This is a genomic window from Microbacterium gorillae (assembly GCF_000826185.2).
Classification (GTDB): Bacteria; Actinomycetota; Actinomycetes; order Actinomycetales; family Microbacteriaceae; genus Microbacterium; species Microbacterium gorillae.
Genome location: NZ_LN648874.1, coordinates 729,540 through 746,389, shown reverse-complemented (window position 1 = coordinate 746,389; position 16,850 = coordinate 729,540). Strand labels below are relative to the sequence as shown.

Sequence of the window (16,850 nt, the reverse complement as noted above, 5' to 3'; positions counted from 1 at the left end):
ATGAGCGAGCCGCACATCGCCGACGGTCACGACGTCATCCGTGTCATCGGAGCCCGGGAGAACAACCTGCGCGGGATCGATCTGGAGATTCCGAAGCGCCGGCTCACGGTGTTCACGGGTGTCTCCGGCTCCGGCAAGAGCTCGCTCGTGTTCGACACGATCGCGGCCGAGTCGCAGCGCATGATCAACGAGACGTACTCGACGTTCGTGCAGGGGTTCATGCCGAACCTGGCGCGTCCGGACGTGGACGTGCTGGAGGGCCTGACCACGGCGATCATCGTGGACCAGGAGCGGATGGGGGCCAACGTCCGCTCCACCGTCGGCACCGCCACCGACGTCAACGCGATGCTGCGCATCCTGTTCTCGCGTCTGGGGGAGCCGCACATCGGCTCGCCGCAGGCGTTCTCGTTCAACGTCGCGTCGGTCTCCGGTGCCGGCGCCGTCACGGTGGAGAAGGCCGGACGCACCGTCAAGGAGCGGCGGGAGTTCGCGATCCTCGGCGGCCAGTGTCCGCGCTGTGAGGGCATGGGCACCGTCAACGACATCGATCTCGCGCAGGTGTACGACCCGGAGCTCTCGCTCTACGAGGGGGCGATTCTGGTGCCCGGCTACACACCGGACGGCTGGTCGACCCGCATCTACGGCGAGTCCGGGTTCTTCGACCCCCGGGTTCCGGTGAAGGACTTCACGAAGCGACAGCTGGACGACTTCCTCTACAAGGATGCGGTCAAGGTCAAGATCGACAAGATCAACCTGACGTACGAGGGCCTGGTCCCGCGCATCCAGAAGTCGATGCTGTCGAAGGACCGCGACGCGATGCAGGCGCACGTCCGCGCGTTCGTCGATCGCGCGGTCACGTTCATCACGTGTCCGGAGTGCGGCGGCACCCGTCTGTCCGCGGCCGCACGCTCGTCGAAAGTCGCCGGGATCTCGATCGCGGACGCCTGCGCGATGCAGATCAGCGATCTCGCCGAGTGGGTCCGCGGCCTTGACGAGCCGTCCGTCGGTCCGCTGCTGGAGAGCCTGCAGGACACCCTGGACAATTTCGTCGACATCGGACTCGGCTACCTGTCCCTCGATCGGCCGGCCGGCACGCTGTCCGGCGGCGAGGCGCAGCGGACGAAGATGATCCGGCACCTGGGGTCATCGCTCACCGATGTCACGTACGTGTTCGATGAGCCGACGGTCGGACTGCACCCGCACGACATCCAGCGCATGAACGAGTTGCTGCTGCGGCTGCGTGACAAGGGCAACACCGTCCTCGTGGTCGAGCACAAGCCGGAGACCATCGCGATCGCCGACCACGTGGTCGACCTCGGTCCGGGTGCCGGCGCGAACGGTGGCGAGGTGACGTTCACGGGCACCGTCGACGAGCTGCGCGCCTCGGACACCCTGACCGGTCGACACCTGGACTACCGCGTCACCGTGAAGGACGATGTGCGCGCGTCCACCGGAGCGTTGGAGATCCGGGGCGCCGACCTGCACAACCTGCAGGACGTGGACGTGAACGTGCCCCTCGGGGTGCTCGTGGTCATGACCGGCGTCGCCGGGTCGGGCAAGAGCTCCCTCGTGCACGGGTCCTTGGACAAGCGTGACGGCGTGGTGTCCATCGATCAGACGCCGATCCGCGGGTCCCGGCGCAGCAACCCGGCCACCTACACGGGGTTGCTCGAGCACATCCGCAAGGCCTTCGCGAAAGCGAACGGGGTCAAGCCCGCGCTGTTCTCCGCGAACTCCGAGGGCGCCTGTCCGAACTGCAACGGCGCCGGCGTCATCTACACCGACCTCGGCATCATGGCCACGGTCGAGACGGTGTGCGAGGTGTGCGAGGGCAAGAGGTTCGACACCGAGGTGCTGCAGTACCACTTCGGTGGCAAGGACATCAGCGAGGTCCTGTCCATGCCGGTGGCCGCGGCCGAGGAGTTCTTCGGCGCCGGTGAGGCGAAGCTGCCCGCCGCGCACCGGATCCTCGCGCGGCTGGCGGACGTCGGACTCGGCTACCTCAGCCTCGGACAGCCCCTGACCACCCTGTCCGGCGGCGAGCGTCAGAGACTGAAGCTCGCGTCGCAGATGGGCGATTCGGGCGAGGTCTACATTCTGGACGAGCCCACCATCGGACTGCATCTGGCGGATGTGGACAACCTCCTCGGGCTCCTGGACCGTCTGGTCGATTCCGGGAAGTCGGTGATCGTGGTGGAGCACCACCAGGCGGTGATGGCGCATGCCGACTGGATCATCGACCTGGGCCCGGGCGCCGGCGCGGATGGTGGTCGCGTGGTGTTCGAAGGGACGCCGGCGGACCTCGTGGTTGCTCGGACGACCCTCACGGGTGAACATCTCGCGGCGTACGTGAGCTGATTCCCTTCGGGGCATATGCCCCTCCGTGGGGTTCTGCGGGCGCCGAGGCCATACTCCGTTCGGCGGGGTCTGTCAGCGATGACTGGTATCGCCGTCGTCGGCTGGTGGCCGCAACCGATCGCGCCGTTCACTGGGGCCGCGACAAAGCCGTCGCACCTCATTGAAGGGACATTCGTTGTGAAGCGCACCTCCCAACCGACGCCGAGCGTCGGAGTACTCCACCGCCGGAAGCTCATCGCGTGCACGGCGGCACTCACCCTCTCCGCCGCAGCCATTCTGGGCGGCACGATCCCCGCGCAGGCGGCAACGGCGGGTGTCGTTTCCGCCGGCAACGGAAACGGTCAAGGCAACGGCAACGGCAACGGCAACGGCAATGGTCAGGGCCAGGGCAACGGTCAGGGCCAGAACCAGGGCAAGTCCCTCACCGTGGCGTCCGGGCAGACCGCCGTCATCACGAAGACCACCAGACTCAGTTCGCTGACCGTCCGCTCCGGTGGAGCTCTCGTCGCCCCCGAGGGCTCGGTGCTCACGCTCACGGTCAACGGGGTCGAGACCGGCCAGAAGCTCGCCACGACGAAGTCGAACGAGACCACGATCCAGCCCGGAACCTACCGTGGTGATGTCGTGCTCACGGTCGCGACGAAGAACCCGGTGCTGTTCAACGGTCTGACCTTCGACTTCCGCCAGGCCCTGTACGTGGGCGCGAACGGTGTGGACGACGCGAAGTCCGTCGCCTCCGCGGTGAAGGGCCAGATCACGAACGACAGTGCGAAGAACCTTTCGCTGACCTCCACCGGTGAGGCGTTCAACGGCGTCTACATCGTGGACCGGAACTACACGCTCGTGAACCCGAGGATCACGATGACCGGCAACGGTCGAAGCGACTTCTCCGGAATGGGCGCGAGCATCATCGGCACCGGCGTGAGCACGAAGCTCGTCATCGACGGCGCGCAGATCACGAACAAGGGTGTGGTGCGAGCCGCGATCATCGCTGACGGCGGGGCGAACGTCGTCGTCAAGAACTCGAGCATCCGCACGTCCGACGGCATGATGCCGAGCGACTATGCGCCTTCCGTGAACCTCAGCTACATGGAACAGGCGCCGTGGATGCTCGGCATCAGCGGGAACAACCGTTCCACGAACGTCCTCGGCCAGAACACGCAGGCGACGTACATCTCCTCGTCGATCGCGAGCGAGAACTGGGGTGCGCTGTCGGTCGACACCGGTCAGAACCAGAAGCTGACCGCGATCGATTCGAAGATCGCGAACTTCGGCAAGGACGGGTACGGCTCGTACGTGATCGGCAACGCCACCGAGCTGTTCCTGGGGTCGGACTTCGACGTGAAGTCCTACGCCACGATCATGACCGGAGGACGTGCGACCTACGGTGACAGCACCAAACAGGCCGTGGCGGCCGCGAATGACAGCCTCGGTCTCGGCCTGTCCGCGAAGGAGCTCGCGAAGATCCCCGTCAAGGCGACGACGATCGACTCCGACCGCTTCGGTTGGATGTGGCACAACTCCGGAGACGTCACCATCACCGGCCGGACGAAGGTCACCACCGACGAGACGATGTTCCTGGACAAGGGTCAGCAGATCACGGTGAACGTCGACGGTTCACAGGGGGCGAGTCTGAAGGCCCGCAACGGCGTGATGATGCAGATGATGGAGAACGACGACCCGGGTCCCCAGACGTCCGAGATGCTCAACACCGGCGTCTACACCGAGCCGACGGCGGCCGTCGCGAAGAACTCGACGTTCGATGTCTCCGCCGTTCACAACACCGACGCCGTCACGACGTTCACGAAGACGACGCTCACGGGCGACTTCTTCAACGGCATGCGCGGTGACATCGGCGGCATGGGTCCGGCGCAGCCGCGCAACCTCGTCGTGAACCTCAGCGGAACGAAGCTGACCGGTGTGGTGTCGGCGTCGACGACGAAGCACGCGCAGAGCACCATCACCGCGGCCGACTACCGCCAGCTCGGCGTAGTCTCCAACACCGTGTCGCCGGTGGTCAACAACGGTGTGATCGTCGCTCTGAGCGCCGGCTCCACATGGACCGTCACCGGTACCTCCCACCTGTCCAGCCTGACCGTGGACGCGTCCTCCCACCTCGCTGCGGCGAAGGGCAAGACGGTCACGGTCACGGTCGACGGTGTGAAGACCGCGGTCCAGTCCGGCGTCACCTACACCGGAGCCATCGTGGTCTCGGTGAAGTGATCTGATCCCCCACGCGCGGGGCGTCGCCACGGCGACGCCCCGCGTTCTTGTCCCCCGGCACGTCTGCCGTCGGATTCCGGCATGGAGTGGGAGCGAGCGGAGGATCGCTCCCGAACAACGCAGAAGCGCGCGGGGCGGTCTCAGGTGGCTAGTGCAACACCGGTGATGTTCTCGAAGAGTACTTCGCGGGGTTTGCGCCAGTCCAGGATGTGTCGGGGGCGGCGGTTGAGGAGGCGTTCTGCTTCGGCGAGATCGGCGTCGGTGACGTGGTTGAAGTCGGTGCCTTTGGGGTAGAAGTCGCGGATCAAGCCGTTGACGTTCTCGTTGGTGGGGCGTTGCCAGGGCGAGTGCGGGTCGGCGAAGAATACGGGGCATCCCGTCGCGATGGTGAAGTCTGCGTGGCGGGCCATTTCGGTGCCTTGGTCCCACGTGATCGAGGCGAACAACGTCTCCGGAAGGCGTTCGATCATCTGTTGCAGAACATCGATCACGGTCGTGGAATCGCGGCTGCCGGGGAGCCGGCCGAGCATGACGTAGCGGGAGCGTCGCTCGATCAGGGTGATGATGCCAGAGTTGTTCGGCCCGACGACGAGATCCCCTTCCCAGTGCCCCGGAACGGCCCGATCAGCGGCCTCCGCGGGCCGTTCACTGATCCGTGCTCCGTCGAGCCACGGCCGGCTGTCGCGACGGGGAAGCTTGGATTGCGGTTTCCTGCCGGCGCGTCCGGAACGAAGGGCCTTGGCAACGGTGAGCTCATGCCGCAACGTCCCGTAGCCCTGAACGTAGAGGGCTTGGTAGATCGTTTCGTGAGACACGTGCATCTCCGGCCTGTCGGGGAACTGCGTCTTCAGCTCGGCCGCGACCTGCTGCGGAGAGAGCTTGTCGTTCAAGCGTGCCACGACCGCGTCTCGGAGCACGGGATCGTCCAGCCGTCGGGGTCGGACTCGTTCCCGGTCTCGCAGCGCGACCTGATGAGCGGCTTCCGCGTGATACCGCCACTGACCGGCATGGAATTTCACACGGTGAGCGCGCAACTCTCGCGAGATCGTCGAGGGCGCCACCCCCAGCTCGCCCGCGATCTTCCGAATCGACACCGGTGGTCTCAGCCCCCGCGCGGCCTGCACGAAGGCACGATCAGCGAGCGTCAATCGCCGATACGAACGCCCCACCGGCGGCGCGACGCGCTCCGCGTCCACACGAGGTCCTCGAACACCACCACCGCGTCCCCTGACCAACTCCATGCCCGCGAGTCTGGCCCACAACGACACCCCGTAGCGCGATACCCCGAGACCCTCCGCCGCCTCGATCGTCGATGCGCCACGCGCCAATCGAGACAAAGCCACCGACCACACACCCCACTCCACAGCAACCTCCTCAAACGAGGTGTTGCGCTGACCACCTGAGACGGCCCGGGCGGAACTGTCGCGAGTGGGAGCGACGGGAGGGCTACTGCGCGAGGTAGCCGCCGTCGACGGGGATCGAGATGCCGGTGATGTAGGAAGCGCCGGGGGAGGCCAGGTAGGACACGGCGGCGGCGACGTCGGCGGGCTCGGCGATGCGCTGCAGCGGGATCGCGCCGGCGACGTGGCGGATGGTGGCCTCGGGGTCGGCCTGGGCGGCGACCCATTCGGCGTACAGCGGGGTGTTCGTCATGCCGGGTGCCACCGCGTTGACGCGGATGCCATGCGGTGCGAGCTCGACCGCGGCCGCGGTCGTGAGAGCGAGGATCGCGCCCTTGCTCGCCGAATACACGGACATGGTCGGCACCCCGATGGATGCCAGACGCGAGGTGACGTTGATGATCGCCCCGCCCTCGCCCTGGGCGCGCAGGGCACGACCGGCGGCCTGCAGCATCCAGATGGCGCCGAACGTGTTGGTCTCGAACGTCGTCCGCACTTCGGTTTCCGGAACATCCAGCAACGGTCCGGTGTGATCGATCGCGGCGTTGTTGACCAGGACGTCCAACCGTCCGTGCGCAGCGAGCGTCTCCGACACGAGGCGCTCGGCGGCGCCGGAGTCGGTGAGATCCGCGGCGAGGAACGTCGCGCGTGGGCCGAGGTCCCGGGCGACCGCTTCGCCGCGTTGCACCGACCGACCGTGCACCACCACCGCGAAGCCGTCGGCGATGAGGCGCCGGGCGATCTCGGTCCCGATGCCGGAGGTGGCTCCGGTGACGAGGGCGACGCGTGCGGGGGTGGTGCTCATGGTGTTCCTTTCGCGGTGGTGCGGCCCGCCGAAGTGGGCCGCACCACTCCGAGGGTCCTACTTGTTGATGTGTCCGACCAGGGTCTCGCCCTGGGCGACCCGCAGCGCGTCGTCGCTGCCGGGGATGACGTTGCCCCGGAGCGACCGGCCCGCGGTCTCCTTGAACGTGAGGACCGAGATGAGCCCGATGAGTCCGGCCACCGTGAGGTACCAGCCCGGGATCAGGACGTTGCCGGTGGCGTCGATCAGGGCCTCGTTCGCCACACCCGCCGTGCCACCGAACAGGGCGGTGGAGATGTTGTAGCCGATCGCGAAGCCGGAGTACCGCACTGCGGTGGGGAACAGTGCGGGCAGGGTCGCCGAGATCGACGAGATGATCATCACCAGGAACAGTCCGAGGATGCCGATGCCCGCCAGCTGGGCGAGGAAGCTCGCCTGCTGGATGAGCATCACGGCGGGGACCGAGAGCAGCACGAAACCGGCGCTCGCGGTGATCAGCAGCGGCTTGCGACCGATCTTGTCGGTCAACCGGCCGAACGGGACGATCACCGCCATCATGAGCAGCTGGATGATGACCAGCGCGAAGTTCGACTCCGCCGCCCCGTGGCCGAGCGTGGCCGCGAGGTAGGACGGCATGTAGGTCAGCACGAGGTAGAAGGCGACGTTGATCAGGATGACGAAGCCGAACAGCTTCAGCACCTGACCGGGGTACTCGCGCAGCAACGTGCCGAGAGCCTTCGTGGCGCTCTTGTTGACGGTCGTCTTGGCGGAGTCCTCGGTGAAGGTCTCGGACTCGCCGAGGTGACGTCGCATCCACATGCCGACGATGCCGAGCACGAGGGTGAGCAGGAACGGCAGGCGCCACCAGCCGGCCATCATGCCGTCCTCGCCGACGACCAGGGTCATCACGGTGCAGAGGATGGCGGCCGCGCTGAATCCGGCGAGCGTGCCGAACTCGAGGAACGATCCGTAGAACCCGCGGCGGTTGTCCGGCGCGTGCTCGGCCATGAACACCGCCGCGCCGGCGTATTCGCCACCGGCGGAGAAGCCCTGCACCATGCGCAGGAGAACGAGCAGGATCGGGGCCAGGAAACCGACCTGGTCGAAGGTCGGCAGGACGCCGATCAACGCCGTGGACAGGCTGATCATGATGATCGTGAAGACGAGCACCTTCTGGCGGCCGAGACGGTCGCCGAGCGGGCCGAGGATGATGCCGCCGAGCGGTCGGACCAGGAACGAGATCGCGAAGGTCGCGAGCGCCATGATCCGGGGGAGGGCCCCGGCGTCATCGCCGAAGGTGAAGAACAGGCTGGAGATGTAGACGACCAGGTACCCGTAGATGCCGTAGTCGAACCATTCGATCGCGTTGCCGATCGCCGCTCCTGCCACCGAACGGCGGGCGGTCTTGCGCTGCAGGGGACTGAGATCGATGTCGCGGGTGATCGGCGGCAACTCGACGGTTGCCGCGGTATTGTCCGTGCTCATTTCTGCTCCTTTACAGATCGGCCGTGGTGGCCGGGGACGGTTCGGGGATGGTGCGCAGGACGATGAGGGCGTAGGCGCGAGCGGCCTGCGCCAGTTCGCTGATCGAGACGCTCTCGTCGGGTTGATGGGCTTGCCCGGGCAGATCTCCCGGGCCCAGGACGACCGTGGGAACGTCGTGGTGTCGGGCGATGAATCCGCCTTCGCAGGAGGCGGTCCACACATCGACGTCGCCGGCGCCGCCGACCTCGCGCACCGCCGCGCGGACGCGCGCGACCTCGGCGGAAGCCGGATCGGTCATGAAGCCCGGCATCGTCATCTCCACGACACCGTCGACCGTGATGCGCTCGGCGCCGGGCCGGTCCTGCGCCCGGATCAGTTCGGCCGTGCGACCGAGCAGCTCGGTGAGGACGAGCGTCGGCTCTTCGCCGGGCAGGGTGCGCCGATCGATGCCGACGACGCAGCGGTCCGGCACGATCGAGGTGCCGTGGCCGCCGACGATCGTGCCGACGTTCCAACTCCCCGACCCCAGGACGGGATGCGCCAGGCCGTCCAGCCGACGGCTGTCCTGCTCGATCGTGGCGATGAGATCCGTGGCGGCGAGGATCGCGCTCGCCCCGTCGGAGGGACGACCCGCGTGCGCGCTCGCGCCGCGGATCTCGACGCGGAAGTTCGCCGCTCCACGGCATCCCGTGATCGTCGTCAGCGCGGTGGGCTCGGCGACGATGCACAGGGCGTGCCGCGTCGCGGGCCGATGGGTGATGTGATGCTGCGCACCGAGAGCGTCGGCCTCCTCGTCGACCGTGCACAGCACGGTGATCGGCAGGTCCGGGGCCTCGGCGTGCACGGCGGCGGTCGCGGCCACCACCGCGGCCAGACCACCCTTCATGTCGGTCGCACCGCGACCGATGATCGTGCCGTCCCCACGGCGGGGGATGAACGGATCCGCGCTCCAGCCCGCTCCGGCGGGCACCACGTCACTGTGGCCGAGGAACAGCACGCCGCCGGCGCCGTCGCGCGGACCGAATCGGGCGACGAGGTTCGAGCGTCCCGGAAGCACCTCATCCAGCTCGACGGTCGCTCCCGCGGCCCGGAGTGCTGCGGCGAGGACCGACACCGCCGGCTCCTCGACACCACCGGGGTTCTCGCTCGCCGCCTCGATGAGCCGCTCAGTGAGGGACGCGATCGCCTCCGGGTCGATCCGTGCGAGGACTCGCGATTCGCGGTCCGCGGCCACGGTGTCCTCGGCGGTGACGGTGGTGCTCACGCGGCCCCGCCAGCCTGGGCGAGGTGCTCATCCAGCGCTGCGCCGAGACGCTGCACGCCCTCGGCGATCCGCTCCGGCGTCGAGGTGGCGAAGCAGATGCGCAGGGCGTTGCGGAACGTCCCGGATGCCGCGAAGGCCGGTCCCGGGATGTAAGCCACCCCGTGCCGCAGCGCCGTGGGGAACAGTTCCTCGGTGTCGATGTTCGCGTACCGGCCGGCCAGGGTGAGCCAGAGGAAGAAGCCCCCCTCGGGGTCCGTCAGCTCGACCTCGTCCCCGAACCGCTCGAACAGCGACCGGCGTGCGGCGATCTTGCGCTCGCGGTAGACGGCGCGCAGGCGCGCGAGATGCTCATCCAGCGCTCCCTCGCCCAGGTAATCGGCCACGACGTGCTGCATCGGCACGTTCGTGCAGGTGTCCATGGCCTGCTTGGCGTTGATCGCCAGTCGGCGCAGCGCCGGGTCGACGTCGATCCAGCCGATCCGCAGGCCGGGGGCGAGGATCTTCGAGAACGTCCGGACCTGGAAGATGCGCGGGTTGCCCGGGCTGAGCTGGGCGAAGGTCGGCACGTCCGTGCCCTCGAACCGCAGCGCACCGTACGGGTCGTCGTCGACGATGACCGCGTCCCACTCCTCGGCCAGATCCAGCAGTCGTCGGCGCCGCGCCTCGCTGAGGGTCGTGCCGGACGGGTTCTGGAAGTTCGGGATCGTGTAGATCACCTTCGGTGTCCGGCCGGCGCGGGCGACGAGCTCCGGCAGCGCCTCCACGACCATGCCGTCGGCGTCGATCGGCGCCTCCAGGATCTCGGCCTGGTAGCTCAGCGCGGTGCCGATGCCGTTGGTGTACGTCGGGGCCTCGACGACGACGAGGTCGCCCGGGTCCACGAGGATCTTGAACGCGATGTCCAGACCCTGCATGCCCCCGGTGGTGATGACGATCCGCTCCGCGTCGCTCGGGTGACCGTCGCGCGCCAGATACGACAGCACCTGCGCGACGAGTTCCGGTTCGCCCTCGGTGGCGCCGTAGTCGAACCGACCGACGGCCGGGGTGGTGAACAGACGGGCGAAGTCCTCGGTCGGGATCAGTTCCGCGTTCGGGGCTCCCATCGCGAACCGCACGATGTCGTGGGTCTGGGACGCGAGCAGGGAGGTGGACGAGTCGATCACCGACCCGATCAACTGGTCGGTCCGCGCCGCCAGACGCAGGGATGAAGCGGTGGTGGTCATGCGAACCTCCGGGAGTCGAGGGTGATCAGGGAACGAGGCGCGTCGGTGAGGATCTCCACGCCGCCCTCGCTGACGCGGACGGATTCGGACACCTCGAAACCGAAACCCGTCATCCACATGCCGGCGATGACGTGGAACGTCATGTTCTCCACGAGCACGGTGTCGTCATCGGCGCGGATGCTGACGGTGCGCTCGCCCCAGTCCGGCGGGTAGCCGATGCCGATCGAGTACCCGAGACGGGAGGCTTTGGTGTATCCGGCGGCGCCGATCACGCGGGTGAAGGCCGCGCTGACGTCGGCAGCGGTCGCGCCCGGACGCACGGCGGCGAGGGCGGCGTCCAACCCCTCGACGGTGGCGCCGGCGAGCAGGTCCATGTCGCGGGAGGGCGTGCCGGCGATCACGGTGCGCGCGAGGGGGGTGTGGTACCGGTGGTGGGCGCCGGCCAATTCGATCGAGATGGGCTCGCCGGACGGGAGCGGGTCCGCCGTCCACGTCAGATGCGGAGTGCCGGCGCCGGCACCGGTGGGGAGCATCGGGACGATCGCCGGGTAGTCGCCGTCGGCTCCGGGAACGCCGGTCGCCTGCGCGGCGAGGATGGCCGCAGCGACCTCGTTCTGCGGTCGTCCGGGCACGATCGCGTCCACCGCGACGCGCATCGCCGCGCTGCACACCAGGCCCGCTCGCCGCATCAGCTCGATCTCGGCCGGCGACTTGATCAGCCGGACCCAGTTCACCGGCTCGTGCGATTCCTCCAGCCGCCACTCCGGCAGTCCGATCTGCAGAGCTCGGAACGTGCGGACGGAGAAGAAGTGCGCGTCACCCTCGTATCCGACGCGGGCCGGACCGCCGTGTCCGCGCTCGCCGAGGGTCTGCGCCATCCAGTCGCCGGGGTGCACCTCGGGCCGGTGCACGAAGCTCTCCGGATATCCCACGATGTCCGCCGCGGGGATCCCGGTCGCGGTGCGCCAGGCGCCGTTCGCGTCCATCTCGCGGATCATCAGCGTCGGATCCCCGCCGACCGGAAGGTGCAGCACCTGCGGGGTGTAGAACGACCACGCGTCGTACCCGGTGAGGTAGTAGATGTTCGCCGGATCGGCGATCAGGAGTGCGTCGAATCCGTCCTTCGCCGCACGCGCGGACACGGCCTGCCGGCGGGCCTCGTACTCGGCGGGGGAGAAGACGGCCGGGCGAGTGGCGTCGGTGCGGGAGGTCAGCATGACCACTCCTTCGTGGGCAAGGTGCAAGCGTTTCCCTCCCCACGGTATGCACCGTGAACCTTTCGAGGAAGGGCCTCCCGCTTGTGGATATCATTAAGCAGAACTTCATGGTGGAAGGGGCACTGCGTGCTGGATCTGCGACGGATGGCGCTGCTGCGCGAGCTGGAGACGCGGGGCAGCATCGCGGCGGTCTCGCGGGCGCTCGGGATCAGCTCGTCCGCGATCTCGCAGCAGCTGTCCAAGCTCGAGGCTGAGGTCGGGCTCACTCTGCTCGAGCAGGTCGGCCGCCGGTTGGAGCTCACGCAGGCGGGGATCGACCTGTCCCGCCACGCCGAGCAGGCCGTCCGCGTGCTGGAAGAGGCCGAATCGGCGCTGGAGCGTCGTCGGGAACGCGTGCAGGGCGTCGTCCGCTTCGCCGCGTTCAGCACGTTCGCCCTGCGCTACCTCCCGGCCGTCCTTTCCCGCATGGCGCGGTCCCACCCGGACGTCGTGGTCGAGTTCTCCCAGGTGGAGCCGTTCGAGGCGCTCGATTCCATCGCGGGTCGCCGCGCGGACGTCGCCGTCACCGATGAGTATCCGGGGATCCCGCGGCGCGTGGATGTCGGGGTGATCCGCACCCACCTGCTGCGCGACCGGATGATCGCCTATGCACCGACTCCGGTGGAGTCCGCCGCGGCCCTGGCCGGCATCCCCTGGGTGTTCGAGCCGGCGGACACCGATTCGGCCGCCTGGTCGATGCGGATCTGCCGTGCCGCGGGACTGGAACCGCACGTCCGATTCGAGAGCCCGGATCTCCGGGTCCACCACATGCTCGCGTTCAGCGGTGCCGCCGCGGCTCTGCTGCCGGAGATGCTGATGCAGAGCCCGACCGCGCCGCTGCCGGAGCCCCCGCACCGCGTGCCGTGGCGGTCTGCGGCCGCACTGCTGCACCGCGACATCCATGCGGTGACCCGGCGGGGGTCCGCGACCCGGCCGGCGGTCGCCGCTCTCCTGTCGCACCTGCAGGCGGTCACCGCTCGGAGCTGACCGACGGCCGAGAGCGAAGACCATATCCTCGAACCATGCTGGATCTGCATCGGTTGCGGCTGCTTCGGGAGGTGAAGCTGCGCGGCAGCATGTCCGCCGCGGCGCGGGAGCTGTCCTACAGTCACTCCGCGATCTCGCAGCAGCTCGCGCTCCTGGAGAAGGAGACCCGGGTGGTGCTCCTGGAGCGGGTCGGCCGGAACGTGAAGCTCACTCCCGCCGGTGAGGAGCTCGTTCGCAACACCGAGGCGATCCTCGCAGCGGTGGAACGCGCGGAATCCGACCTCGCCTCCGCGCACGAGCGGCCTCAGGGAATCGTGACGGTCGCCGCGTTCGCCACGATCAGCCGGACGGTGATGCCCCGGGTCCTGTCCGCGCTCGCGGAGGACTATCCCGGTCTCGATGTGCGCTTGCAGCTGCACGACCCGGAGGAGGCGGTGGTGCGCCTGATCGCCCGTCAGGTGGATGCCGTGATCACCGATTCCTTTCCGGGGACGGAGCCGGACGCGCCGGGCATCCACGCCACGGCGCTCGGAGACGATCCGGTGCGCGGCTATCTCCCGGCCGGGGTCACGGATGCGTCGCCGGCGGCGCTGCGTGACGTGCGCTGGGCGATGGAACCGCGCACGAGTGCGGCGACGCAGTGGGCGCTGCGGGTGTGCCGGGAGCGTGGCTTCGAACCTCTCGTCGCGCACGAGTCCTCGGACCTGCTGTTCCACCTGCGCATGGTCGAGGCGGGCCTGGCGGCGGCGTTCCTGCCGGATATCGTGCTGCGCGAATCCGGCTCGTCGTTGCAACCGAGCGCGGCGCTGCCGACCGGCGAGCATCGCGGCATCGTCTTCCTGACGCGTGCGGGGTCTGAGGACCGCCCGGCCCTCACGGTCATCCGCGACGCAGTGGGCCGCGCACTGCGGGGAGAGCTGTAAGCAAACCTGACGAAGAATTGTCATAAACGTTCGCTTTTCATAACGGGTGAGCATTCGTATCGTGATCTGCGAGGAGCGTCCCTCTCCTCGCAGAACTCGATGCCGAGGAGCGAACCCATGACCGTCACCGATACGTCCGCGCAGACGTCCCCACGCCCGGCCATTCTGGACGGCCCTGCACTCTGGCCCGCGCAGGCGCATACGCCGTCGGTGATCGGCCGGCAGCTCGTCATCGAGCGCGGTGAGGGATCGTACGTCCACACCACCGATGGGCGGCGCCTGTTCGACGGCACAGCCGGGCTCTGGCACGCCAACGTCGGACACGCGCATCCCGAACTCGCCGAGGCCGCGTACGAGCAGATGAAGCAGCTCGAGACCTACCACATCTTCGCCCGCTTCACGAACGACAAGGCGCTCGCCCTGGGGGAGCGGCTGGCGTCCATCGCGCCGATCGAGCGCGCGAAGGTCATCCTGAACTCGGGCGGCTCGGACGCCATCGACGTCGCCTGCAAGCTCGCCCGTCGGCACTGGCAGCGTGAGGGTCGCACCTCCAAGAAGATCATCCTCAGTCGCGAGTTCGCGTACCACGGCCTGCACGCCTACGGCACCTCGATCGCCGGACTGGAGTTCAACCGCGAGGGCTACGGCACCGAGTCCCTGGTCCCGGAGACGGCGCGCGTCCCGCTGCACGACGCGGACGCCGTCGCTCGCGCCATCGCCGAGATCGGTGCGGAGAACATCGCCGCGATCGTCACCGAGCCGGTGCAGGGCACCGGTGGGGTGAACCCGCCGGAGCCGGGCTACCTCGAGGCCGTCCAACGCCTCGCGCGCGAGAACGACATCCTCCTGATCCTCGACGAGGTCATCACCGGCTTCGGCCGCACCGGCACGATGTTCGCGGCCGAGCGCTACGGTGTGGAGCCGGACCTCGTCACCTTCGCCAAGGGCGTGACCTCCGGGTACGCGCCGCTCGGTGGCGTCCTGGTCAGCCCGCGCATCTGGGAGCCGTTCTACGTCGATTCCCCGGATACCCCGATCTTCCGGCACGGCGCGACCTACGCCGGTCACGCGACCGCGGCCGCCGTCGCGCTGAAGCACCTCGACATCCTGGACCGCGACCGGCTCGTCCCGCGCGTGGTGGAGCTGGAGGCCCTGCTCAGCACCGAACTGACCGCGCTCGCGGAGCGCACCCCGGCGGTCGTCGACGTCCGGGTCGCCGGTCTCCTCGGCGGCATCAGCCTGGCCGACCACCTCTCCGCGGAGAAGGTGGCCGACGAGCTCATCGAGCTCGGCTTCATCTCCCGGCCGCTGCGCGGCAACACCCTCCAGCTCAGCCCGCCGTTCATCATCAGCGACGACGAACTCACCTCCTACGTCGCGGCGATCGGACAGGCCATCACCACCGAGGAGAACCGATGACCGCCGCCGTCGCCACCGGACTCATCGCCGCCGACCCCGCCGGTCTCGCCGTCGCGGACGAGGTGATCCGCTCGCTGGAGCTGCCCGCGTCCGGCATCGCCGTCGCCGACCCCGCCACCGCGGAGACGATCGGGTTCATCCCGGACGTCGACGTCGACGGCGCTCTGGCGGCCGTGCGATCGGCCGATGCGGCCGGCGCGGCGTGGGCGCGCACGACCCCGCGTAAACGCGCGAGCGTCCTGCACGGCTGGTGGGCGCTGCTGGTCGAGCACACCGAACAGCTCGCGCACCTGATCACCCGCGAGATGGGCAAGCCGCTCGGCGAAGCGCGCGCCGAGGTGAAGTACGGCACAGATTTCGTCCGGTGGTACGCGGAGGAGGCCGTGCGGCCCGGCGGCAACTTCCGTCCGGCGCCGGACGGCGGTGCCGACATCGTCACCTCCCGCTCGCCGGTCGGACTCGCCGTGCTCATCACGCCGTGGAACTTCCCGCTCGCGATGGCCACGCGCAAGATCGCGCCCGCGCTCGCGGCCGGATGCGCGGCCCTGATCAAGCCCGCGACTCTGACTCCGCTGACCACGATCTACGCGGTTGACCTGGCTCGGCGGGCCGGGGTGCCGGAGGACCTCGTGCAGGTGGTCACCACCTCCAGCTCGTCGTCGTTCAGTGCCGCGGTGCTGCGCGATGAGCGCGTGCGGAAGGTCTCCTTCACCGGGTCCACCCCGGTCGGGAAGCAGTTGCTGCAGCTGGCGTCCGAGAACGTCCTGCGCACCTCGATGGAGCTCGGCGGCAACGCGCCGCTGATCGTCTTCGATGACGCCGACCTGGAGCGTGCCGTCGCCGGGACCGTCGCGGCGAAGCTCCGCAACGGCGGGCAGTCCTGCATCGCGGCGAACCGGATCTACGTGCAGGACGGCATCGCGGATGACTTCGTCGACGCCCTCACCGCCCGCCTGGCCGAGGCGAGCGTCGGCAACGGCTTCGGCGCTGGGACCGTCGTCGGTCCGCTGATCGATGACCGCGCGGTCGCGCAGATGGCGTCGTTCACCGCGGACGCCGTCGCGCGGGGTGCCGTGCTGCGCACCGGTGGGACGGGCCACGACGGCGTGGGGAACTTCTTCGCGCCGACGGTCCTCGACCACACGCCCGCGACCGCACAGGTCGCCACGAGCGAGATCTTCGGCCCTATCGCCGCGATCCAGCGATTCCGCACCGAGGCTGACGCCATCGAGCGGGCGAACGCGACCGAGTTCGGCCTGGCCGGCTACGTCTTCACCGAGAGCCTGGATCGCGCGCTCAACGTCGCCGACGCGCTGCAGACCGGCCTCGTCGGCATCAACCAGGGCGTGCCGTCCAACGCCGCTGCCCCGTTCGGCGGCGTGAAGCAGTCCGGTCTCGGCCGCGAAGGCAGTGCCGAGGGACTGGACGAATACCAGAACATCCGCTTCTACAACATCTCCCGCCGCCCGAGCGCCTGACGCCGGCGACAACAGAAAGAACCCACATC

12 protein-coding genes are annotated in these 16,850 nt (G+C 68.7%); 6 read left to right on the top strand and 6 right to left on the bottom strand.

Features of this window, described 5'->3' with window-relative positions:
• Complete coding sequence (locus BN1193_RS09435; RefSeq protein WP_040165932.1) at positions 1-2,358, top strand: ATP-binding cassette domain-containing protein; 2,358 nt, start codon at positions 1-3, stop codon at positions 2,356-2,358.
• 177 nt (positions 2,359-2,535) lie between these two features.
• Complete coding sequence (locus tag BN1193_RS09430; protein WP_052460616.1) at positions 2,536-4,581, top strand: hypothetical protein; 2,046 nt, start codon at positions 2,536-2,538, stop codon at positions 4,579-4,581.
• 140 nt (positions 4,582-4,721) lie between these two features.
• On the opposite strand, the gene BN1193_RS09425 is transcribed toward BN1193_RS09430, so the two are convergent.
• From BN1193_RS09425 to BN1193_RS09400, 6 genes are all read right to left on the bottom strand, one after another.
• Entirely contained in the window at positions 4,722-5,822 is a 1,101-nt protein-coding gene (locus BN1193_RS09425; protein ID WP_094770403.1) for an IS30 family transposase, read from the bottom strand.
• A 205-nt stretch (positions 5,823-6,027) separates the two neighbouring features.
• On the bottom strand, positions 6,028-6,786 hold the full coding sequence (locus BN1193_RS09420) for an SDR family NAD(P)-dependent oxidoreductase (protein ID WP_040165930.1): 759 nt from the start codon (positions 6,784-6,786) through the stop codon (positions 6,028-6,030).
• Between the two features lie 57 nt (positions 6,787-6,843).
• On the bottom strand, positions 6,844-8,271 hold the full coding sequence (locus tag BN1193_RS09415; RefSeq protein ID WP_052460615.1) for an MFS transporter: 1,428 nt from the start codon (positions 8,269-8,271) through the stop codon (positions 6,844-6,846).
• 10 nt (positions 8,272-8,281) lie between these two features.
• Positions 8,282-9,535, bottom strand: a complete 1,254-nt coding sequence (locus BN1193_RS09410; protein WP_040165928.1) for a M20 family metallopeptidase — start codon at positions 9,533-9,535, stop codon at positions 8,282-8,284.
• Complete coding sequence (locus tag BN1193_RS09405) at positions 9,532-10,758, bottom strand: aminotransferase-like domain-containing protein (protein WP_040165926.1); 1,227 nt, start codon at positions 10,756-10,758, stop codon at positions 9,532-9,534. The genes BN1193_RS09410 and BN1193_RS09405 overlap by 4 nt, the downstream gene beginning before the upstream one ends.
• A complete protein-coding gene (locus BN1193_RS09400) occupies positions 10,755-11,975 on the bottom strand; it encodes a M24 family metallopeptidase (RefSeq protein ID WP_052460614.1) in 1,221 nt (406 codons plus the stop codon). Before BN1193_RS09400 ends, BN1193_RS09405 begins: the two co-directional genes overlap by 4 nt.
• Before the next feature lie 126 nt (positions 11,976-12,101).
• Between BN1193_RS09400 and BN1193_RS09395 the strand changes: the two genes are divergently transcribed.
• The 4 genes from BN1193_RS09395 to BN1193_RS09380 all read left to right on the top strand — a co-directional run bounded on the left by BN1193_RS09395 (position 12,102) and on the right by BN1193_RS09380 (position 16,821).
• Positions 12,102-13,001, top strand: coding sequence for a LysR family transcriptional regulator (locus BN1193_RS09395; RefSeq protein ID WP_052460613.1), 900 nt, complete (start codon positions 12,102-12,104; stop codon positions 12,999-13,001).
• Positions 13,002-13,036: 35 nt separating this feature from the next.
• Positions 13,037-13,924 carry a LysR family transcriptional regulator gene (locus tag BN1193_RS09390; RefSeq protein ID WP_040165924.1) on the top strand — a complete coding sequence of 296 codons (888 nt, stop codon included), beginning with the start codon at positions 13,037-13,039 and terminating at the stop codon, positions 13,922-13,924.
• 117 nt (positions 13,925-14,041) lie between these two features.
• Positions 14,042-15,343, top strand: coding sequence for an aminotransferase family protein (locus BN1193_RS09385; protein WP_094770402.1), 1,302 nt, complete (start codon positions 14,042-14,044; stop codon positions 15,341-15,343).
• Positions 15,340-16,821, top strand: coding sequence for an NAD-dependent succinate-semialdehyde dehydrogenase (locus BN1193_RS09380; RefSeq protein ID WP_040165923.1), 1,482 nt, complete (start codon positions 15,340-15,342; stop codon positions 16,819-16,821). The genes BN1193_RS09385 and BN1193_RS09380 overlap by 4 nt, the downstream gene beginning before the upstream one ends.
• The last annotated feature ends 29 nt before the right edge of the window (positions 16,822-16,850 follow it).

Bases quoted from the DNA above. Each gene is read 5' to 3' on its own strand.
- BN1193_RS09435 (WP_040165932.1), top strand. From the start codon at position 1: ATGAGCGAGCCGCACATCGCCGACGGTCACGACGTCATCCGTGTCATC.
- BN1193_RS09425 (WP_094770403.1), bottom strand. From the start codon at position 5,822: ATGGAGTTGGTCAGGGGACGCGGTGGTGGTGTTCGAGGACCTCGTGTG.
- BN1193_RS09420 (WP_040165930.1), bottom strand. From the start codon at position 6,786: ATGAGCACCACCCCCGCACGCGTCGCCCTCGTCACCGGAGCCACCTCC.
- BN1193_RS09415 (WP_052460615.1), bottom strand. From the start codon at position 8,271: ATGAGCACGGACAATACCGCGGCAACCGTCGAGTTGCCGCCGATCACC.
- BN1193_RS09405 (WP_040165926.1), bottom strand. From the start codon at position 10,758: ATGACCACCACCGCTTCATCCCTGCGTCTGGCGGCGCGGACCGACCAG.
- BN1193_RS09400 (WP_052460614.1), bottom strand. From the start codon at position 11,975: ATGCTGACCTCCCGCACCGACGCCACTCGCCCGGCCGTCTTCTCCCCC.
- BN1193_RS09390 (WP_040165924.1), top strand. From the start codon at position 13,037: ATGCTGGATCTGCATCGGTTGCGGCTGCTTCGGGAGGTGAAGCTGCGC.
- BN1193_RS09385 (WP_094770402.1), top strand. From the start codon at position 14,042: ATGACCGTCACCGATACGTCCGCGCAGACGTCCCCACGCCCGGCCATT.
- BN1193_RS09380 (WP_040165923.1), top strand. From the start codon at position 15,340: ATGACCGCCGCCGTCGCCACCGGACTCATCGCCGCCGACCCCGCCGGT.